The sequence below is a fragment of the Mycolicibacterium wolinskyi genome (assembly GCF_002101965.1).
Classification (GTDB): domain Bacteria; phylum Actinomycetota; class Actinomycetes; order Mycobacteriales; family Mycobacteriaceae; genus Mycobacterium; species Mycobacterium wolinskyi.
The window spans coordinates 425,301-443,706 of record NZ_LQQA01000010.1; the positions used below are offsets into that span (position 1 = coordinate 425,301).

Annotated in this window: 23 protein-coding genes and 1 tRNA gene; 16 read left to right on the top strand and 8 right to left on the bottom strand. The window is 66.9% G+C overall.

Annotation, left to right across the window (positions count from 1 at the left end):
- Positions 1–26: 26 nt before the first annotated feature.
- On the bottom strand, positions 27–1,499 hold the full coding sequence (locus tag AWC31_RS10810) for an HNH endonuclease signature motif containing protein (protein ID WP_085144242.1): 1,473 nt from the start codon (positions 1,497–1,499) through the stop codon (positions 27–29).
- 120 nt (positions 1,500–1,619) lie between these two features.
- On the opposite strand from AWC31_RS10810, the gene AWC31_RS10815 reads away from it, so the two are divergent.
- The 7 genes from AWC31_RS10815 (at position 1,620) to AWC31_RS10845 (ending at position 6,714) form a co-directional block, all read left to right on the top strand.
- Positions 1,620–2,411, top strand: a complete 792-nt coding sequence (locus tag AWC31_RS10815; protein ID WP_067843890.1) for an SDR family oxidoreductase — start codon at positions 1,620–1,622, stop codon at positions 2,409–2,411.
- An 8-nt stretch (positions 2,412–2,419) separates the two neighbouring features.
- Complete coding sequence (locus AWC31_RS10820) at positions 2,420–3,496, top strand: NAD(P)H-dependent amine dehydrogenase family protein (protein WP_085144243.1); 1,077 nt, start codon at positions 2,420–2,422, stop codon at positions 3,494–3,496.
- Positions 3,497–3,521: 25 nt separating this feature from the next.
- Positions 3,522–3,788, top strand: coding sequence for a hypothetical protein (locus AWC31_RS10825; RefSeq protein ID WP_067843885.1), 267 nt, complete (start codon positions 3,522–3,524; stop codon positions 3,786–3,788).
- 47 nt (positions 3,789–3,835) lie between these two features.
- On the top strand, positions 3,836–4,063 hold the full coding sequence (locus AWC31_RS10830) for a hypothetical protein (RefSeq protein WP_084356427.1): 228 nt from the start codon (positions 3,836–3,838) through the stop codon (positions 4,061–4,063).
- On the top strand, positions 4,057–4,365 hold the full coding sequence (locus AWC31_RS10835; protein WP_085144244.1) for a hypothetical protein: 309 nt from the start codon (positions 4,057–4,059) through the stop codon (positions 4,363–4,365). Before AWC31_RS10830 ends, AWC31_RS10835 begins: the two co-directional genes overlap by 7 nt.
- A gap of 66 nt (positions 4,366–4,431) precedes the next feature.
- Positions 4,432–5,658 (top strand): Nramp family divalent metal transporter, encoded by a 1,227-nt coding sequence (locus AWC31_RS10840; RefSeq protein WP_085144329.1) that lies wholly within the window; start codon positions 4,432–4,434, stop codon positions 5,656–5,658.
- Positions 5,659–6,714 carry a poly-gamma-glutamate hydrolase family protein gene (locus AWC31_RS10845; RefSeq protein ID WP_085144245.1) on the top strand — a complete coding sequence of 352 codons (1,056 nt, stop codon included), beginning with the start codon at positions 5,659–5,661 and terminating at the stop codon, positions 6,712–6,714.
- Here the strand turns inward: AWC31_RS10845 and AWC31_RS10850 are convergent.
- Complete coding sequence (locus AWC31_RS10850; protein ID WP_085144330.1) at positions 6,711–7,808, bottom strand: glutamate--cysteine ligase 2; 1,098 nt, start codon at positions 7,806–7,808, stop codon at positions 6,711–6,713. The genes AWC31_RS10845 and AWC31_RS10850 overlap by 4 nt on opposite strands.
- A 62-nt stretch (positions 7,809–7,870) precedes the next feature.
- Here AWC31_RS10850 and AWC31_RS10855 point away from each other — a divergent pair, with 62 nt between their 5' ends.
- From AWC31_RS10855 to AWC31_RS10880, 6 genes are all read left to right on the top strand, one after another.
- Positions 7,871–8,686 carry an LLM class F420-dependent oxidoreductase gene (locus tag AWC31_RS10855; RefSeq protein ID WP_085144246.1) on the top strand — a complete coding sequence of 272 codons (816 nt, stop codon included), beginning with the start codon at positions 7,871–7,873 and terminating at the stop codon, positions 8,684–8,686.
- Positions 8,687–8,841: 155 nt separating this feature from the next.
- A complete protein-coding gene (locus tag AWC31_RS10860) occupies positions 8,842–9,423 on the top strand; it encodes a sigma-70 family RNA polymerase sigma factor (protein ID WP_085144247.1) in 582 nt (193 codons plus the stop codon).
- Positions 9,420–10,133, top strand: a complete 714-nt coding sequence (locus AWC31_RS10865) for an anti-sigma factor (protein ID WP_085144248.1) — start codon at positions 9,420–9,422, stop codon at positions 10,131–10,133. The genes AWC31_RS10860 and AWC31_RS10865 overlap by 4 nt, the downstream gene beginning before the upstream one ends.
- Positions 10,134–10,180: 47 nt before the next feature.
- Positions 10,181–10,253, top strand: a tRNA-Arg gene (locus AWC31_RS10870).
- A 151-nt stretch (positions 10,254–10,404) separates the two neighbouring features.
- Positions 10,405–11,352 carry an oxidoreductase gene (locus AWC31_RS10875; protein ID WP_085144249.1) on the top strand — a complete coding sequence of 316 codons (948 nt, stop codon included), beginning with the start codon at positions 10,405–10,407 and terminating at the stop codon, positions 11,350–11,352.
- On the top strand, positions 11,339–11,866 hold the full coding sequence (locus AWC31_RS10880; protein WP_085144250.1) for a hypothetical protein: 528 nt from the start codon (positions 11,339–11,341) through the stop codon (positions 11,864–11,866). The genes AWC31_RS10875 and AWC31_RS10880 overlap by 14 nt, the downstream gene beginning before the upstream one ends.
- A gap of 5 nt (positions 11,867–11,871) precedes the next feature.
- On the opposite strand, the gene AWC31_RS10885 is transcribed toward AWC31_RS10880, so the two are convergent.
- Positions 11,872–12,690, bottom strand: coding sequence for a mycofactocin-coupled SDR family oxidoreductase (locus AWC31_RS10885; RefSeq protein ID WP_085144331.1), 819 nt, complete (start codon positions 12,688–12,690; stop codon positions 11,872–11,874).
- Between the two features lie 363 nt (positions 12,691–13,053).
- On the opposite strand from AWC31_RS10885, the gene AWC31_RS10890 reads away from it, so the two are divergent.
- Positions 13,054–13,293, top strand: a complete 240-nt coding sequence (locus AWC31_RS10890; RefSeq protein ID WP_085144251.1) for a hypothetical protein — start codon at positions 13,054–13,056, stop codon at positions 13,291–13,293.
- Between the two features lie 369 nt (positions 13,294–13,662).
- Complete coding sequence (locus tag AWC31_RS10895) at positions 13,663–14,112, top strand: Hsp20/alpha crystallin family protein (RefSeq protein WP_067845956.1); 450 nt, start codon at positions 13,663–13,665, stop codon at positions 14,110–14,112.
- Here AWC31_RS10895 and AWC31_RS10900 read toward each other — a convergent pair.
- Both AWC31_RS10900 and AWC31_RS10905 read right to left on the bottom strand, forming a co-directional pair.
- Positions 14,109–14,714, bottom strand: a complete 606-nt coding sequence (locus AWC31_RS10900; protein ID WP_085144332.1) for a GNAT family N-acetyltransferase — start codon at positions 14,712–14,714, stop codon at positions 14,109–14,111. The genes AWC31_RS10895 and AWC31_RS10900 overlap by 4 nt on opposite strands.
- Positions 14,714–15,130, bottom strand: coding sequence for a hypothetical protein (locus AWC31_RS10905; RefSeq protein ID WP_067845963.1), 417 nt, complete (start codon positions 15,128–15,130; stop codon positions 14,714–14,716). The genes AWC31_RS10900 and AWC31_RS10905 overlap by 1 nt, the downstream gene beginning before the upstream one ends.
- A 19-nt stretch (positions 15,131–15,149) precedes the next feature.
- Here AWC31_RS10905 and AWC31_RS10910 point away from each other — a divergent pair, with 19 nt between their 5' ends.
- On the top strand, positions 15,150–15,596 hold the full coding sequence (locus AWC31_RS10910) for a cupin domain-containing protein (protein WP_067845966.1): 447 nt from the start codon (positions 15,150–15,152) through the stop codon (positions 15,594–15,596).
- On the opposite strand, the gene AWC31_RS10915 is transcribed toward AWC31_RS10910, so the two are convergent.
- From AWC31_RS10915 to AWC31_RS10925, 3 genes are all read right to left on the bottom strand, one after another.
- Positions 15,586–16,311, bottom strand: a complete 726-nt coding sequence (locus AWC31_RS10915; protein WP_085144252.1) for a 3-keto-5-aminohexanoate cleavage protein — start codon at positions 16,309–16,311, stop codon at positions 15,586–15,588. The genes AWC31_RS10910 and AWC31_RS10915 overlap by 11 nt on opposite strands.
- Positions 16,312–16,349: 38 nt before the next feature.
- The gene (locus AWC31_RS10920; RefSeq protein ID WP_085144253.1) at positions 16,350–17,123 is read right to left on the bottom strand and encodes a VOC family protein; all 774 of its coding nucleotides are present in this window, start codon (positions 17,121–17,123) and stop codon (positions 16,350–16,352) included.
- Positions 17,124–17,199: 76 nt separating this feature from the next.
- Entirely contained in the window at positions 17,200–18,390 is a 1,191-nt protein-coding gene (locus AWC31_RS10925; protein WP_207626335.1) for a dihydrolipoamide acetyltransferase family protein, read from the bottom strand.
- Positions 18,391–18,406 lie beyond the last annotated feature (16 nt).

Genomic DNA, 18,406 nt, shown 5'->3' on the forward strand with positions numbered 1-18,406 from the left:
ACACCCCAATTGTGCGCCTGGGCGCGCTACGTCGGGGGTGGTTTGTTGCGTTCGGCAAGATAAGCCCGGTTGAGTGCACGCTCCGCTTTGATCTGGCGTGCTTCCCGCTGGGCGCGTGTGAGCGCACGCCGCGGCATCATCACGCCGCGATCGGTCGCGACCGTCCTTCCTCGCGGTGGCGGCAATGCCGCGGTGGTGGTGTCCCAGTGCGGGAAGAACAGCCGGCTCGCGGGTTTCTTGGTGTACGTCCGGCCGCTCGGCGTCGTCCACACGACCGTTCCGTCCGGCAGCTGACGGTCCGACCAACCGTCCCAGAAGGTTTTCAGAAGGTGATGAGTTCTACACAGGCACTTCGTGTTTGACGGATGGGTCGCTCCGGCCGGGTACGGCACCGAATGATCGATGTCGCAGTTCACCGCGGGGCGGTCACAACCGGGGAACATACACGTCATGTCTCGCATGCGCACGAACGCGGCCAGCCTTGTCGAAGGCCGATAGCGTGGCTCCGGCTCACCGCAGGGTTGCGCAAGTTCGCGGACCTTGGCCCCACAAGCGATCAGCTGAGCCAGCAACGGTGTGGGCACCACTCCACCGCCGATGATCACGGCGCTGGCCGGCTTCTTGGCCGGACGGGGCGGCTCGTCGCGCGGTATGGGATTCGACTCGTCGTCACCCGACAGGTAGGGATCCGGCTCGGCGTCGAGCGCGCCAGGTTCTGCCAGCACGTAGACGACGGTGTTGGCGGCGCGCGCATCCACCACGTCCGCAGCCGGGCAGTCCGGCTTCCCGCATTGGCATTTGAGCCGATCCCCGCCGGCGCCGAGCACCCCCATCGCGTCCGACCGCCGCTGCCCGAGCGTCCGCGGATCGTCCTCGCACACACCGCTGATCATGTGTGCGAGGCGGTTTTCGAATGCCGCCCTATCCGTGGCCAACAATCTGCCGTACAGAGACACCGTGCCGGTGGCGTCGTCCGGCTTGCCGAAACATACGTCGCGGTCCCGCGCGACGGTCCGGGTCCGGCGCAAGGCCTCCGGATCGTGGCGCTCGATCAACGCGTCGATGGACTGTTCGAGCTTCTCCACCGACAGCGGTCCCCATTCGACGACACGATCGACCAGCGCAGCGTCCATGATCTGCAGCGTCTCGGCATCTTCGATCAACCGCGTCCGCCACGTGACCGTCGAGATCAGCCGAGAACTCAACCGGCCCTGGGCATACAGTGCAGCCACCCGCGGAAAACGCTCCTGCAGAGCTACGGCGATCAGCATCTCCCGCGAAGCGGCACGGTGGCCGACGTTCATCGCCGCGGCCACCTCCCCGGCCGCGGAATCCCAGTAATCACACGCCCAGTGCAGGAGTTCGTCGTCTTGCTCAGCGACCCGCCGACCGATCAGCTCGGCGATCATCTGCAGCCGGCGTGAATCCGACGCAGCCGCGGCGCGGGTCTCGTGCTCGATCCCGGCAGCAAGCGCTGCGTCATCGAGTTCTTCGAACATACGTTCGATACTGCCAGACGGGTACGACAAATTCCGCCGAACTAGAACATGTTTCAGAAAGTCGCCCGAAGCCTTGGCGCCCACTGCTACCGTGACGCGCGGTAAGCGAATGGAGCGCACGTGATTCTCGATAGATTTCGCCTCGACGACAAAGTTGCAATCGTCACCGGCGCCGGCCGTGGGCTCGGCGCCGCGATCGCCGTGGCGTTCGCGGAAGCCGGTGCGGACGTGGTCATCGCGGCCCGAACGCAGTCTCAACTCGAAGAGGTCGCCGAACAGGTGGCGGCGGCGGGCCGGCGCGCTCACATCGTCGTCGCCGACCTCGCACATCCCGAGTCCACCGCCGAGCTCGCGACCGCGGCTGCCGAGGCGTTCGGGAAACTAGACATCGTCGTCAACAACGTCGGCGGCACCATGCCCGCGCCATTGGTCAACACGTCGGCCAAGGACCTTCGCGACGCCTTCACCTTCAACGTGTCGACCGCGCACGCGCTGACCGCGGCGGCCGTACCGCTCATGCTCGAACACTCCGGCGGCGGCAGCATCATCAACATCACCTCGACGATGGGACGGCTCGCGGGGCGCGGGTTCGTCGCCTACGGCACCGCGAAAGCCGCACTGGCTCATTACACGCGCCTGGCCGCGCTCGACCTCTGCCCGCGCATACGCGTCAACGCGATCGCGCCGGGCTCGATCCTCACCTCCGCGCTCGACATCGTCGCGTCCAACGACGAACTCCGTGAACCGATGGAGAAGGCAACTCCGATGCGGCGTCTCGGGGATCCGGCCGACATCGCCGCCGCCGCCGTCTACCTATCCTCGCCCGCAGGCAGTTACCTGACCGGTAAGACTCTCGAGGTCGACGGCGGCCTGACCATGCCGAACCTCGATCTGCCCATCCCCGACCTGTAAGGACACCCATGGCAATCAAAGTCGCGGCGATCGGAACGGGAAACGTCGGCCGGCACGCGCTCAAGCAACTCATCACCGATCCGGCTTACGAGCTCACCGGCGTGTGGGTGTCCTCGGCCGCCAAGGCCGGCAAGGATGCGGGCGAACTTGCCGGGCTTGATGTTTCGACAGGCATCCTCGCCACCGACGATCTCGATGCAGTGCTCGCGACCGCGCCCGAATGCGCGGTCTACACCGCCATGGCCGACAACCGGCTGCCTGACGCGCTTGAGGATTACCGGCGCATCCTGGCAGCCGGCATCAACGTCGTGGGTAGCTCAGCAGTGTTCCTGCAGTACCCGTGGCAGGTGCTACCCGACGAGCTCGTCACGCCCATCGAAGAGGCGGCGAAGGCCGGCGCGGCAAGCCTGTTCGTCAACGGCATCGATCCGGGCTTCGCCAATGACCTTCTGCCCCTTGCGCTTGCCGGAACCTGCCAGCAGGTCGAGCAGATCCGCTGCATGGAGATCGTCGACTACGCGACCTACGACAGCGCGACGGTGATGTTCGACGTGATGGGTTTCGGAAAGTCACTCGACGAAACCCCGATGCTGCTGCAGCCCGGCGTGCTGAGCCTGGCGTGGGGTTCGGTGGTCCGGCAACTCGCCGCGGGTTTGGGTATCGAACTCGAAGCGGTCACCGAAGAACATACGCGGGTCCCCGCGCCCGAGGATTTCGAGATCGCCGCCGGCCACATTCCGAAGGGCACCACCGCGGCGATGCGGTTCGAGGTTCGCGGCATGCGCGACGGAAAAGCTGCCGTGGTGCTCGAACACGTCACTCGGCTGCGCGATGACCTCTGTCCGGACTGGCCGCAGCCCGCACAAGAGGGTGGCTCGTACCGGATCGAGCTGACCGGTGAGCCGTCCTATGCCCTTGATCTGTGCCTGAGCAGCCCGAACGGCGATCACAACCACGCCGGTCTGGTGGCCACCGCAGCCCGTGTCGTCAACGCGATTCCCGCCGTGGTGGCCGCGGCCCCGGGAATCCGGACCACGCTCGATCTGCCACTGATCACTGGCAAAGGGCTGTACGCTGCCGGGTAAACACCCCCGGGGAAGGGACGCTCTGATGAAGTCACGCCTCACCACGCTTGCCGGATGTTTGCTTGTCGGCGGCGCTTCCGCCGCGATCGGTCTGGCCCCATTGGCCGCGGCCGAACCCAGTGCGCCGAAAGAGCCGCATCTGCTGCCTCAGTGCCAGGTGACCGGCGGCAGCTCGGTCGAAGGCGGACAGACCACCGAGTGTGCGTCCGAGGGCAACGTTCAGATCGACGCCACGCCGCCCCAGCCCGGCTATGGCATGTTCCCTTGGGACGACGAGTTCTTCATCCTCTGACCCCGGCTTTTTCGGACGTAGACTTGCTCTAGCGATCGGAGTAGGTCATGACAAATAAATCCCGGTACCTGGCCGCCGTACTGGCCGTGCCATTCCTGGCAGTATTCGCCGCACCCGTGGCCACGGCCGCACCGCAGTGCACGAACACCGGACCCACCACCACGCAATGTCAGACCGGCGGCAGCACCCAGATCGTCACGTCGCCTCCGGCCATGAACTACGGGCCTTGGTATGGCTGGGGATTCGGAGTAGGAGGAGTCGTCATCGGATGGTGAACGCCGCGGAGATCGTTAAGACCCTTGTCGGCCCATCCGCGGCACTTGCCGCATTAGGACTTATCGGAGCGCCGACGGCCGCAGCCGATCCGCAGTGCACCGATGTCGGCGGAGCGACGCGCTGCTCGAGCCCCGGCAATGTGCAGATCAACGCCACCCCGACGCAGCGCGGGCCTTATCTCCCATACGGATGCGATCCGGCGTACGCCGCACTTTGCTACGACGATCTACCCGGCATCGCCATCGACTTCGGCGGCGGCGGTGACCACCACGGCGGCGGCGGTCGACACCCCCGCCGCTAGCCCAAAGACAAGGTTTCGGCTAACCTAACTTTCCTATTCGCCTATCCGGATAGGGAGTTGGGACAGTTGTTGGAAGACACCAAGGTGCGCACCAGGCCGAGCTGGTTGCTGCTCGGGCCCGCGTTCGTCGCCGCCATCGCCTACGTCGACCCCGGCAACGTCGCGGCCAACATCAGTGCCGGAGCCCAATTCGGCTTCCTGCTGGTCTGGGTGATCGTCGTCGCCAACGCGATGGCCGGCCTTGTGCAATACCTGTCCGCCAAGCTGGGCCTGGTCACCGGGCGCTCACTGCCCGAGGCGGTCGCCGACCACACCCGGACCCCGAGCCGGATCGCCTACTGGGTGCAAGCCGAATTGGTCGCCATGGCAACCGATCTCGCCGAAGTCGTCGGCGGCGCCATCGCGTTGTACCTGCTGTTCGACCTGCCGCTGCTGATCGGCGGGGTCATCACCGGCGTCGTCTCATTACTTCTGCTCGCCGTACAGAACCGGCGCGGCCAACAGATGTTCGAGCGGGTCATCAGCGGTCTGCTGCTGGTCATCGCGATCGGCTTCCTGACGAGTCTGTTCGTCGAAACCCCGCCGGCGGCCGCGGTCGCCGAAGGGCTGATCCCCCGTTTCGAGGGGGCCGAGAGCATCCTGCTCGCGACCGCCATGCTTGGCGCAACAGTGATGCCGCACGCGGTCTATCTGCACTCCGGACTTGCCCGCGACCGCCACGGTCATCCCGAAGCCGGCCCGCGGCGGCGCATGCTGCTGCGCGTCACCCGCTTCGACGTCGGCATCGCGATGGTCGTGGCCGGTGCGGTCAACCTGTCCATGCTCCTGGTCGCCGCGACCAACCTGCAGGGCCGCGACAACACCGACTCGATCGAAGGCGCACACGCCGCGGTCCGCGACACGCTAGGCCCGACGGTCGCGCTACTGTTCGCGATCGGCCTGCTGGCCTCCGGTCTCGCGTCCACATCCGTCGGCGCATACGCGGGCGCGATGATCATGCAGGGCCTGCTGAAGCGGTACTACCCGCTGCTGCTGCGCCGCCTCGTCACCCTGATCCCGGCGCTGGTCATCCTGGCCATCGGCGTCGACCCGAGCCGCGCCCTGGTGCTCTCCCAGGTGGTGCTCTCGTTCGGCATACCGTTCGCGCTGATTCCCCTCGTCCGCCTGACCAGCAACAAAGCGCTGATGGGCGCCGACGCCAACCATCGTGTGACCACGGCACTTGGCTGGGTGGTGGCCGGACTGATTAGTGTGCTGAACGTGGTGCTGATTTATCTGACCGTCACAGGCTGAATGCTTCACCCGTACTTCGCCTACGGCTCGAATCTGTGCGTGGCACAGATGGCCAGACGCTGTCCGGGTGCCGTAGATCCAAGGCCGGCACGCTTGGACGGCCACGACTGGCTGATCAACCAGCGCGGCGTGGCCACCATCGAGCCGTTCGACGGATCGCACGTGCACGGAGTGCTGTGGCACGTGACCGATCACGATCTCGACGCCCTCGACAGCGCCGAAGGGGTGCCCGTTCGATATCGACGGGACCGGCTGACGGTGCACACCGCCGACGGCGCGGCGCCGGCATGGGTCTACATCGACCACCGCGTCGACCCTGGGCCACCGCGTCCGGGTTACCTCGAACGCATCCTTGCCGGAGCCGTTCATCACGAGTTGCCGCACCGCTGGATCGAATTCCTGCGCCGTTGGGACCCGATGCACTGGCCGCAACGTGCTCTCGCGACGACTTCGCCCGCGCCAGAATCGCTTTCGGAGCTGCTCGCCGCGCCGGGTATCGTCGAATCCGCGACGCTGCGTTCCCGTTTCGGCTTCATGGCCATCCACGGCGGCGGCCTGGAACAGATGACCGACGTGATCGCCGAACGCGCCGCCGCCGCATCGGATGCCTCGGTGTATGTGGTGCGCCACCCCGACCACTATCCACACCACCTGCCCTCGGCCCAGTACCTGTCACACGAATCCGCCCGGCTCACAGCATTTCTCGACCATGTCGACGCGGTGGTGTCGCTGCACGGCTACGGCCGGATGGGCCGCGGCACACACCTGCTCGCCGGTGGACGCAACCGGGCATTGGCCGAGCACGTTGCCCAACACGTAGCGATACCCGGGTATCACGTCATCACCGACCTCGACGCGATGCCCCGCGAACTGCGCGGCCAGCACCCCGACAATCCCGTGAATCGCGCCAACGGTGTACAGCTCGAGCTGCCTTCGCGCGTGCGCGGCCTGAGCCCGCGCAGCCCGCTGCCCGGCGATGACGGGCTGTCGCCGGTGACCTCGGCTCTGGTCGACGGCCTCGCGGCAGCGGCGCGTGGATGGAGCGCGGCCGGCTAGGCAGTCGTCGTCGCACTCGCCAGTTCGGCGATGACGTCGGCGACGTCGCCGTGCGAGCGCCACGCCCGTCGCTGCCGCATCGCGCCGTTGCCCTGCCCCACGATGCGTTCCAGCTCGTCGCGCACCATGTCGTAGTCCCCAAGGTCCTCCAGAGCGGGCCGCAGCCGTTCGATCAGACCGCCGAGCAGCACCCGGGTCGGCGCGGTCGCATGGCTTTCCATCAAGTCGATCGTCTCGCCGTCAAGGCCGTCGTGGGCCGATTTCCAATATGCCGCGCGCAGAACGTAATCCGTGATCGGTGGAGTCGGCTCCCCGTTGTCCTGCGCGTCGAGCGCCGTCATCACACTGGCTCTGACCAGTGTCGCCAGCAACACCGTTTCGGCGACGGTGGCGGGCACATCGGACACGCGCACTTCCACGGTCGGGAAGTTGGCCGACGGGCGGACGTCCCAATAGATCATGCCGTCGTCGAGCACCGCGCCGGCCTGTCGCAGCATTCCGACGGTGGCGTCGAACTGTTCGAGGGAATCGAAATAGGGCGGCGGTCCCGCGCTCGGCCAGCGCGTCCAGACCATGCTCCGGAAGCTCGCGTAGCCACTGTCGGTGTTGCGGTAGATCGCCGAGTTCGCGGTCAGCGCCAGCAACAGATGCAGCCACGGACGGATCCGGTTGCTCACGTGGATGGCGGCTTCGCGGCTGGGCACCGCCACATGGACATGGCAGCCACAAATACCTTGCTCGTGCGCGATCATGCCGAATCGGTCACCGATCTTGCGGTAGCGACGGGTCGGGGTGATCGGGAACTTGTGCGGCACGGTCGGCGGCAACGCGACCGCCAGCAAGCGAGCACCGTTGGCCTCGGCGGCCTCCGTGGCGACCCGGCGCAGGCGGATGAGCTCGTCGCGCAGCGCACTGCTGCTGCTCATCACGTCGGTGCTGGTCTCGACCTGACAGCTCGTGAGCTCGAGCTGAAGCTCCACTCCGCGCGTCGAGGCATAGCCGGCGACGGCCCTGTTGCGGGCAACCGGTTCGCCGTGTTCGGGATCGACCAGTAGGAACTCTTCTTCGACGCCCATGGTGGGATGACGGCTCACGGCTGAGGATTGCCCGAGTTTCACCACACCAAACATTCAGGCGCAGTGCATAGGATCGGGTGATGCCCAACGATTTCCGCTTCGGCGTGAGCCTGCGCACGGCCGAGTCACAAGCACAGGTCACCGACGCCGCCCGCCGCGCCGAAGACTTCGGCTTCGATGTCATCAACGTGCCGGACCACCTCGGCGCGCCGGCTCCGTTCCCGACCCTGACCGCAGCGGCCACCGCGACCAGCACGCTGCGGGTCGGGACGTTCGTGCTCAACGCCTGCTTCTACAAGCCGGCGCTGTTGGCCCGCGATGTCGAGGCCCTGCGTGACCTGTCGGGTGGCCGGCTGGATCTCGGGCTGGGCGCCGGATACGTGCGCGAGGAGTTCGAAGCCGCCGAGCTGCCGTTCCCCGGCGCCCGCGAACGCATCGCGTATCTGCGCCACGTGACCGAGCACATCAAAGAGCACCTGACCGATGTGCCGATCCTCATCGCAGGCAACGGCGATCGGCTGCTGACGGTGGCCGCCGAGACCGCCGACATCATCGGGTTCACCGGCGGCGACCACGTCGACGGCGATCCGCTGGCGGAGCGAATCACGTTCGTACGCAACGCCGCCGGAGACCGATTTTCAGACCTCGAACTGAACATCGCCATCACCGCGATGCCCGCCGTCGGCGAGGAGATGCCCAACCTTTCCATCCCGCGCCATTTCCTGCCCGGGCTCCCCGACGAGCAGCTGCTGCGGCACCCCGGAGTGCTGTCCGGGTCGACGACCGCGATCGCAGACCGGCTGCGCGAGCTCCGCGAAACCTATGGGATCAGCTACTTCATCGTGCAGGCCGCCCATTCCGAGGCGTTCGCGAAAGTGATCACCGAGCTTCGGTAAGCGACGTTCCATCCGGGCCGGGCCCCGCTCCGAATACCTGTTGTGGAACAGACGTATCGGAGTGATCAGGAGCTCGTCGCCAGCCGATCTGGTTTCGCTGAATACCGCTCTCCCGCTTCGCCTTTCACACTCCCCTTATCGAGATCTCGATTAGTGTGACGACGCTGGACGGGCTGGCTAGGCTACCGAACGTGACCACCGAACTCGACGCCCTCCTGCGCCGGGTGGCCCAGCGCGACGTCGACGCCTTCGCAGCGTTTTACGATCACACCCGGTCGAGGGTGTTTGGCCTGGTCACGCGGGTCCTGCGCGACCCGGGCTACAGCGAGGAAACCACGCAGGACATCTACCTGCAGGTCTGGAACACCGCTGGGAGCTACAACCCTGACGCGGGCTCACCGCTGGCCTGGTTGATGACGCTGGCGCACCGGCGTGCGGTTGACCGCGTGCGCTCCGAGCAGGCAGCAAGCCAACGCGAGTCCCGCTACGGCGCGGCCAATGTCGAGACACCCGCCGACCACGTCGCCGATTCGGTGATCACCCTCGACGAGCACCGCCGGGTCTCCGACTGCCTCGACTCGCTCACCGACGCTCAGCGTGAGTGCATCCACCTCGCCTACTACGACGGGCTGACCTACAGCCAGGTGTCGCAGCGGCTGGCGGCGAACCTGGCGACGATCAAATCCCGGATGCGCGACGCCATCCGGGGCCTGCGCAATTGTCTGGGGGTGGCATGACCAGCCCTGGCGATCCCGAACTCCTGACCCTGGCGACACCGTACGCACTGCACGCGGTGCCGGAGTCCGAGCTGGCCGACATCGAACGACGCGTGGCCTCCGCACCACCGGAAGTCGCCGAGCAGTTCGCCGCAGAGGTGCGGGCCGTGCGCGAGACCATGGCCCGCGTGGCCGCGAGCACCGCCGTCGAGCCGCCGACCGATCTGCGCGACCGGGTGCTGGCCGCCGTCGCTCCCGGGAACGTGCGCGAATTGCGGCCGTCTCGTCCGCGGTGGCGCACCGCCCTCCTGGCCGCCGCCGCAGCCGTGGTCATCGCACTCGCCGGTATCGGTGTCGGGATCGTCATGCGCCCCGCGGCCACGCCGTCGACGGCCGAGCAGGTCTTCGCCGCACCGGACGTGCGGACCGTCTCCGGTCCGATTCCCACCGGCGGTACCGCGACGGTCGTGTTCTCCCGCGACCGCAACGCCGGCGTGCTCGTCATGAACGGTGTCACGCCACCCGAGACCGGCACCGTCTACCAGATGTGGTTGATGCGCGACACCGGCCCGGAGTCGGCAGGCACGATGGACTCCGCAGCCGTCGCACCCTCGACCACCGCGGTCCTGTCCGATCTCGGCGACGCGTCGGCGCTCGCGTTCACCGTCGAGCCCGGGACCGGATCATCGACCCCGACCACGCCGATCTTCGCCCGGCTGCCACTGCGCTAACTCGGTGTTCAGGCACATCGCGGCTTCGGTAAGCTGCCATGGTCCCCGCCCCCGTAGCTCAGGGGATAGAGCACGGCTCTCCTAAAGCCGGTGTCGCAGGTTCGAATCCTGCCGGGGGCACTTTGCCAAGCATTCACCGCCCACGAGGACGCTGGCTTCGCCCGGAAAGGGCCGGCCCTGTCCTGTGTTGGCACTGTGCCGAACGTGCAGGCTCTTGTCGGACCGTCCCAGTACCGTGAGCCCCAGATCAAGGCAGTAGAGGGGGTGGCAGGTGAACCGAACGGTGCAGTACTGGCGCCTGCTGCAGCCCGACGGCACTCCGTTGCCCGGCAGGTTTCCGGCCGAGCGCGTCGTCAAGCGGCTGGCGCATGCCGAGGCCGAAGGGCTCAACCGGTACCGGCGCTGCCCGGACGGCATGGTGTTGATCGGCCACGGGGCGGCCACGGCTGACCAGAGCCTGCTGATCCTCGACAAGGTCCGGCGGGAGAACCTGCCCAGTGTCGGTGACGCGGCCGGGGCCCGCCGCGCGATCGCGCTGACCGCCGACGAAAGCCTGCTGGAGCCGACGTATTGCCAGTTCGCCGAGCGCAACATCGTCGCGATGCTGACCAGTGGTAACGGCCCGCGTGCCCGCCGGCTGGTGGACTACCTCAAACACAAGCTCGACATCGACGTCGGCATCGAGCCCGTGCTCACGCAGAACCTCGACCAGGTGCTGAGCGACATGAGCGTTTCGAGGATCGACGTGGCGATCCCCGTGAGCCGTATCAATCGCAACCTCGTCGGGGGCGATTGGGTTCAGGCGCTCGACGGCGCACGCGCCCTCGCGCAAGACGGCGTCGTCCGCGTTGGAGTGTCGGTGGGCCGGCGGGGCAGCGAGTCGCAGAAGGACGCCGTGCGCCGACGCATCCGCGAGTTGATCGATGCCCTACGCGGTTCGGGCGCGCTGTCAGAGTTCGACAGCGCCCACGTCGTCGGATCGATCAGCGGTTCGCAACGGTCGGTCGACCTCCTCGAAGACCGGTTCGTGGAGAAGACCGAAGTGGACGCCGACCGCTTGAATGACCCGGCCCAATCGACCGCGTATGCGCGAGATCTCTTGGCACAGTCGTTGACTCGCAACCATGAGTACCTGTCGTCGGCCGTTGCCGAGGTTCCTGATGAGGACGCGCCGTTTCCCGACACCCTGATCGAATTGCCCGACGATGAACGCCAGTAATCGACCGGTCACACAGTTCAGCCTCCCGGAGAGGCTGCAGCACAACTGGGTTCGGCATCGATGGACGGACTGGCTGCTCGCACTGATCGTGGTCGGCGGGTGGCTCGTGTTCGGCAGGATCGGGTGGCTGCCGGTGGCGTTGACGGAGGTTCCGGAGGCCGCGCGGCGCACCGCCTACCAGATACTCGCGACCGTGGCGGCGACGATGGGCGGGTTCACGCTGACCAGCATTTCGATCCTGGTCAACCTGTTGCGCACGCCGATGACGGCGGTGGACAGGCTGTTGCCTGCCGGCGACAAGCAGCGGGTGGGCGCCGCGTTCGTCGCGGCGTTGCCCACGCTGTTCGCGCTGTTCGTCGCAGCCCTCGTCGGATTGACGACCGATGCGAACACCGAAGCGGGCTATTGGTGGGTACAGGCGGTGATCATCGCGGCGGCCTTCGCGGCGGTCGCATCGATCGCGCGTGTCGTGTGGATCCTGCGTCGTCTGCTCGCGTTGTCGTCGGACAGCTAGCCGCCTCAGTTCAGCCCGTTGGACAAGATCATCGATTCGCCGGTCTGCAGCCGGCCCTGCTCCGACACCAGATAGAGCACCGCGTTCGCGACGTCCTCGGGCTCCAGCAGACCGGGCCGCGGACGCCCCTGCTGGAACATCTCCTCGACATCGGCGAGGCCGGGATTCTCCAGATCGGGCCGAATGACCTTGTAGGTGGCCGGATTGTGGATCATCGGTGTGTTCACCCCGGAGGGCAGCACTGCGTTGACGGTGATCCCATGCTCGGCCACCTCATGAGCCACCGATTTCACGAGCGCAACCACACCGGCCTTGGCTGCCGCATAGTGACCAGAATTCGTCGCCCCGGTTCCGGCGACGATCGAGGACGTCGCGACGATGCGTCCCCCGCCACGTTCGATGAGGTGCGGCAGAACAGCCCTGAAGGTGTTGAACACACCGGTGAGGTTGATGTCGATCATGGTGCGCCAACGCTTTTCGGACATCGTCGCCGTCGGTGCGCTGCTGGCGATGCCCGCGTTGGCGATCACGATGTCGATGCCGCCGTACTCCGCGATCGCCGCGTCGACCACCGCCTGCATCGCCGCCAGATCCCGCACGTCGGCAGTGATCGCCAGACAACGCCGGCCCAGCGCCTTGACCTGTGCGACGGTCTCGTCGAGATCGGCGGCCGTGGCCAGCGGGTAGTCGATTTCGTCCACGTCCGCCGCGATGTCGCACACGACCACGTCGGCGCCCGCGCGCGCCAGCGTCGTGGCGTGTGCCCGCCCCTGGCCTCGGGCACCGCCGGTGATCAGCGCGATCTTGCCCTCGAGCGCACACATGCGCGCCACCTCCTCTTTCTCGGTCCACGGTAGTGACCACCGGGTGCGGCGAAACTCATCGGAGGCTGGCTTCGCTTCGGGCACACGACCACGCCGCTAACTGACGTCAGCGCAAACACCGCGGGCTAACCAACCAGCCCACCGAGCTACCGGCCCGCCGGTCGCACAGCCCCCGCGCCAGACGCGTGTCGTAGATCTTGACTGCAAACGCCTCCAACGCCGTGACTGGTACGGGCTTCACGAGAGCAAAGTGACTGCGGCGCAGGCTCTCAACCCTTTCACAGGAAGATGCTGAGATGCACTAAGGTTATTTACAGACGGGGGTTTAGAGCTCGTACATGGCAAACAACCCGGAGGTGGGGAATGAACCGTTCGAAACTGATGCGGGCCGCTGCGCTCGGGCTCGGCGCGCTGGCAGTGCCGGTGGGCGTGGCAGTGGCGGGCGCGGCACCTGCGGCGGCAGGTCCGGAGATCTGCGCGACGGGTCCGTACGGCTATGTGACCGCATGCGTCGAAGGTCCCGGCTGGGTCCGCCCGTGGTACGACGACGGCCCACACTGGCGGGGCCACGGCCGCGGTCATGGTCACGGCCACGACGACTGAGCCGAAGTAGTCACGCAACGCCGTGGCGGATGTCCGAAAGGATGTCCGCCACGGCGTTTCTTGTTGGGTATCCGAGGTAGCTGGCTGGAGGTCCGCAGCGGAGCCGCGCCTGCCCGCTCGGCGCTACGGGCGAAGGTCCCACTACCCGAACGGCGACCAGCGGCGCTTGGCGGCTCTTCGACGCACATCAGCACATCGAGAAGCCGCTACCACCGGCCCGCGACTTCGTCTTCGCGCTGCTCAGATACCCAAGAATCATCCGAAAATGTACTAGCACTCTCCTATTGCGAGTGCTAATATCGGCGTTGCACAGTGATTGGCTGCCCGCCAGGGTGGCGGGCCTTGAGTCGACACAGGAGGTGGATTGCTGTGCTTCGTTTTGATCCGTTCAGTGACCTTGATGCGTTGACCAGGAGTTTGCTGTCAGGTGATGCCGGGTCAACTCGCACACCGCGGTTCATGCCGATGGACCTGTGCAAGATCGACGACCACTACGTCCTCACCGCGGATCTTCCGGGCATCGACCCGGGCTCGGTGGACGTGAACGTCGACAACGGCACACTGACCATCTCGGCACACCGGACCGCCCGCTCGGAGCAGTCCGTGCAGTGGCTGGCCAATGAGCGGTTCTTCGGCAGCTACCGACGGCAACTGTCGCTCGGCGACGGCGTCGACGCGTCGGCGATTTCCGCGACGTACGAGAACGGCGTTCTCACCGTCACGATCCCGATCGCCGAACGCGCCAAGCCACGCAAGATCGAGGTGGCCCACGGCGCCGACAGGAAGTCGATCGAGACCAACACCGTCGACGCAGATTAATCAGGCCGGCCGCGGCGGTCCAACCTGAACCTCAGGTTGGACCGCACTGCCGGCCATTCGATGTCGATGATCGAATACACCACGGTGTCGCGGCGTATGCCGTCCGGCCCGAGTTGGTGGCTGCGCAGCACGCCGTCCTGCTTGGCGCCGAGCCGCTCGATCGCGGCCCGGCTCGCGAAGTTGAAGAAGTGGGTTCGGAATTCGACTGCGACGCAACCCAACTCGTCGAAGGCGTGGCTCAGCAGTAGCAGCTTGGCTTCGGCGTTGACTCCGGTGCCCCGCGCAGCTGCGATGTACCACGTGTGCCCGATCTCCAACCGTCGATTAGGGCCGTCGACGTTCAGATAGCTCGTCGAACCCACGAGCCGGCCGTCGAGGCTGCGCACGACGAAGCTGACTCCGTGATCGGCCGCGCGCAATTGCAGCATCCGCTCAACCCACCATTCGGCCGCGCCGGGCGCCGGTGTCATCGTGTACCACAGCGTGCCCAGTTCGCCGTCCGCAGCGACGTCGTCGATCTCCGGGATGTGCGCACGCGTCAACGGTTCCAACGTGACCCACCGTTCGCCGGTCAGCACCACCGGCGTCACGAACCCGCTCATCAACGCCCCACCGTCGCCACCAGCGCCCACACCGAGCACACCACCGCCAGCAGCGCCAACCCGCCGCCGACATACAGCCCATACCCGGCCGCGACCGGCGGTTTGACGTTGAGCGTGTAGTACCACACCGTCAGTGCGACGAGAACCAATGAAATCAGCACTCCGGCAAGCGATGCCCAGCGTTCGGAGATGCCTTGCCCGGCCATCGCGCCCGCGACGATGAGGGTGGACCCGAGCAGCACGATGAGCTGACCCGGCCCGAAGCCGCGTGGCAGCACGATGCTGCCGACCGCTCCGCCGATCGCGTTGGCCCGGCCACCGCCGTCGGCGCCGGTGGTCAACCAGGGCAACCAAGCGGCGACCACCACGATCGCCGCACACAGTGCCACCAGCCATCCTGGACGCAGACGAACCATACCGACGAGACTATCGGGTGTGACCGAACTACCCGACTGGGCCAGGCGACTCGACCTCGCCCCACATCCCGAAGGCGGTTGGTACCGGGAGACCTGGCGCAGCGAGCTGACCATCAGCCAGTCATCGCTGCCGTCGGGCTACACCGGACCGCGCAGCGCCGGCACCGCGATCCTGTTCCTGCTCATGCCGGGCCAGCAGTCGGCGTGGCACACCGTGCGCAGTGCCGAACTGTGGTTCCACCATCGCGGCAGCCCACTGTTGTTGGAGATCGGCGCACAACAGGACAGTGCGACAACGCATCTGCTGGGCTCCGACATCACCGCGCGCCAGCAACCACAGGTGCTTGTTCCGCCTGGGCACTGGCAACGTGCCCGGCCCCGCGACGACGAACCGTCCCTCGTCAGTTGTGTCGTGGTGCCCGGCTTCGACTTCGCCGACTTCGCGCTGGCAGCGTCTACCGACTGAGCAGCCGCATCGCCGCCGCGACGAGCGCCGCGTTGTCCGGCGCGGGGGCGCCGTCGGGAAGCAAGAGGGTGTCCTCCAAGCCGATTCGGACCTGGACGCGTTTCGCGCCTGCGTGTTCCAGTAGGGGCCAACAGCTTTCGTCTTCGCCGTGCAACAACACCGGCATCGGCAGGTTGGCGGACATGATCTCGCCGAGGAGCACGTCGGCGGTGGTCGTGTCACTGTCAGGTGGCAGCTCCACCATGGCGCGCATACAGTGCTCGGCGAGATCTGACCCCGCCCACGCCAGCGCTGCCTCGGCGTCGAACAGCCCCGCCTCGACGCCGATGCCCTTGCTCAGCAAGAGCCGAGCGAGATCCTCGGTACCCGGCTCGTGCCAGTTGACCGATGCGAAGTCGGGCAGTACATCCCATGCCTCGACGGCCCGCAGTCGAGCCCGAGGATCGGGTAGTGCCCAGTAGCCGGTCGTGACACCGAGCGGTAGGCCGGGGACGGCTTGGCGCACCGCCGACACCGCCGCGGCGACGTGCTCGGGCGCCAGGGAGTCCACGCCGTCTGCGGTCTTGGGGTGCAGGTGCACGGCCACCGCCCCGGCACGATGGACCGCGACAGCCGCGTCGGCCAGTTGCTCAGGCGTCACCGGCAGGGATGGGTGTTGATCCGGGGTGCGTGCGCCGTTGATGCACGCCTTGAGGTAGATCTCGTGACGAGGCATGGTTTCAGAGGTACCCGCACCCACCCCGTCGACACACCTCAGCCCTGCAAAGATGACAGGTTGAACCCGGCTCCGGTCGGGTCGGCCACCGCGGCCAGCCTGCCGTACGGGGTGTCCTCGGCCGCACGTGCCACCGAGCCGCCATTGTCGACGATCAACTCGATGGTCTTGTCGACGTCTTCGGCGCCCATGAAGCAGGTCCACGTCGACGGCACGCCCTCCGGCAGGTACACGCTGCCGTCCATCACGCCCACGAGTTCCTCACCGTCGAATGCGGCTGTGCTGTAGCGAAATTCGTCGGTGTCCGACACCGTCTTGGTGGTCCAGCCGAACACCGTGCGGTAGAAGTCGAGCGATGCGGCATAGTCGCGGGTGGTCAGCTGGTGATACAGCGGCGCCCCATGTTCGTTGAACGCCTCCGATCCCTGATGCCCCGCGGGCTGCCACACCCCGAAGAACGCTCCGGCCGGGTCCGTGATCATCGCCATCCGGCCCTTGGCCGGGATGTCCATGACGCCACCACAGTTGCTGCCGCCGGCCGCAGTGGCCGCGGCCACGGTGGCCTCGGCGTCGGCGGTGTGCAGATAAGTGGTCCAGAAGTCGGGCGAATTCCACTGCGGATCGTTGTGCATGATCCCGGCGACCACACGCCCGTCCAGGAACGCACTGACGTAGCCGCCGTACTCCTCGCCGCCGGTTTCGAAGGTCCAGCCGAACACCGCGCCGTAGAACCGCTTGGCCCGCTCGACGTCGGAAGTGGTCAGGTCGATCCAGGTGGGGGCGCCCAGCGGGGCGGTCTGACGGGTAACCACGATGATGTCTCCTTCACGGTGTGCGGTCGGTCATGGGTACCGACCGAAGCCGCGAACAAAACTCATCGCGGACGTGTCAGGCGACGATGCGCAACGGGTTCTCGAGCAGCGTCGTCAGATCACGCAGGAACACCGCACCGGTCGCGCCGTCGATCGCCCGGTGGTCTGCCGAGAGCGTCAGCCGCAGGATCTTTCGGGCCACCACCTCGCCGTCGATCAGGCGCAATTCGTCGGTGGCCGCGCCGACCGCGAGGATCGCGGCCTCGGGCGGATTGATGACCGCGGCGAACTGCTCGATACCGAACATGCCGAGGTTGGAGATCGTGAACGTGCCGCCGGACATCTCGTCGGCCCGCAACTTGCCGATCCGGGCGCGCCCGGCCATCTCCTTGGTCTCCACGGCGATCTGCGACACGGACTTGCGGTCGGCGTCGCGGACCACCGGCACCACGAGACCGGCCTCCACGGCGACCGCGACGCCGATGTGCACACCGTGATGGTGCAGCAGCACGTCACCGCCGAACGACACGTTCACGCCGGGATTGCTGCGCAGGGCCGACGCCACGGCGCGGACGATGAAGTCGTTGACACTGACCTTCGGACCGTCCGCGGCCCGCAGGCTGTCATTGACGGTCTCCCGGAACGCCAGCAATGCAGTGACGTCCACGGCCGCGGTGAGATAGAAGTGCGGTGCGGTCTGCTTGCTCTCCGTGAGGCGCTTGGCCGCGACCCGCTGCAACGTGGTCAGCGGCACCGCGTCGAAGTCGCCTTCGACAGGCGTTGGGGCGGCCGGTGTTTCGGCGGGACGCACGTTCTCGACATCTTTGCGGATGATCCGGCCTCCGGGTCCACTCCCGGTCACGGCGGCCAGGTCGACACCGTTCTCGGCGGCGATCTTGCGGGCCAGCGGTGAGGCTTTCGGCCGATCGCCGGACGCCTGCGGTGCGGCTGGCGCAGGTGCCGGGGCTGGTGGGGTTGCGGCGGGAGCGGGCGCGGGCGTTGGTGCGCCGACCGGCTCGGTCGAGGCGCCGCTCCCGTCGCCGATGACGGCGATGGGAATACCGATGGGCACACGGTCGCCCTCGCCGGCAAGCATGCGCTCGAGGATGCCCTCGTCGTAGGACTCGAGCTCCATGATGGCCTTATCGGTTTCGATCTCGGCAAGAATGTCGCCGCGCTCCACCCGATCGCCGATGTTCTTGTGCCAGGCGATGATTACGCCCTCTTCCATCGTGTCAGAGAGCCGGGGCATGGTGATTTCAGGCACGTGCGTTCCTCAGGTT

What these genes read in the sequence shown, in the direction of transcription:
- AWC31_RS10890 (WP_085144251.1), top strand. Translation starts at nt 13,054, where the DNA reads ATGAACCGTTCGAAACTGATGCGGGCCGCTGCGCTCGGGCTCGGCGCG.
- AWC31_RS10885 (WP_085144331.1), bottom strand. Translation starts at nt 12,690, where the DNA reads ATGTGTGCGCTCGAGGGCAAGATCGCGCTGATCACCGGCGGTGCCCGA.
- AWC31_RS10835 (WP_085144244.1), top strand. Translation starts at nt 4,057, where the DNA reads ATGGTGAACGCCGCGGAGATCGTTAAGACCCTTGTCGGCCCATCCGCG.
- AWC31_RS10830 (WP_084356427.1), top strand. Translation starts at nt 3,836, where the DNA reads ATGACAAATAAATCCCGGTACCTGGCCGCCGTACTGGCCGTGCCATTC.
- AWC31_RS10880 (WP_085144250.1), top strand. Translation starts at nt 11,339, where the DNA reads ATGAACGCCAGTAATCGACCGGTCACACAGTTCAGCCTCCCGGAGAGG.
- AWC31_RS10855 (WP_085144246.1), top strand. Translation starts at nt 7,871, where the DNA reads ATGCCCAACGATTTCCGCTTCGGCGTGAGCCTGCGCACGGCCGAGTCA.
- AWC31_RS10915 (WP_085144252.1), bottom strand. Translation starts at nt 16,311, where the DNA reads ATGCCTCGTCACGAGATCTACCTCAAGGCGTGCATCAACGGCGCACGC.
- AWC31_RS10810 (WP_085144242.1), bottom strand. Translation starts at nt 1,499, where the DNA reads ATGTTCGAAGAACTCGATGACGCAGCGCTTGCTGCCGGGATCGAGCAC.
- AWC31_RS10820 (WP_085144243.1), top strand. Translation starts at nt 2,420, where the DNA reads ATGGCAATCAAAGTCGCGGCGATCGGAACGGGAAACGTCGGCCGGCAC.
- AWC31_RS10905 (WP_067845963.1), bottom strand. Translation starts at nt 15,130, where the DNA reads ATGGTTCGTCTGCGTCCAGGATGGCTGGTGGCACTGTGTGCGGCGATC.
- AWC31_RS10845 (WP_085144245.1), top strand. Translation starts at nt 5,659, where the DNA reads ATGCTTCACCCGTACTTCGCCTACGGCTCGAATCTGTGCGTGGCACAG.
- AWC31_RS10900 (WP_085144332.1), bottom strand. Translation starts at nt 14,714, where the DNA reads ATGAGCGGGTTCGTGACGCCGGTGGTGCTGACCGGCGAACGGTGGGTC.
- AWC31_RS10865 (WP_085144248.1), top strand. Translation starts at nt 9,420, where the DNA reads ATGACCAGCCCTGGCGATCCCGAACTCCTGACCCTGGCGACACCGTAC.
- AWC31_RS10825 (WP_067843885.1), top strand. Translation starts at nt 3,522, where the DNA reads ATGAAGTCACGCCTCACCACGCTTGCCGGATGTTTGCTTGTCGGCGGC.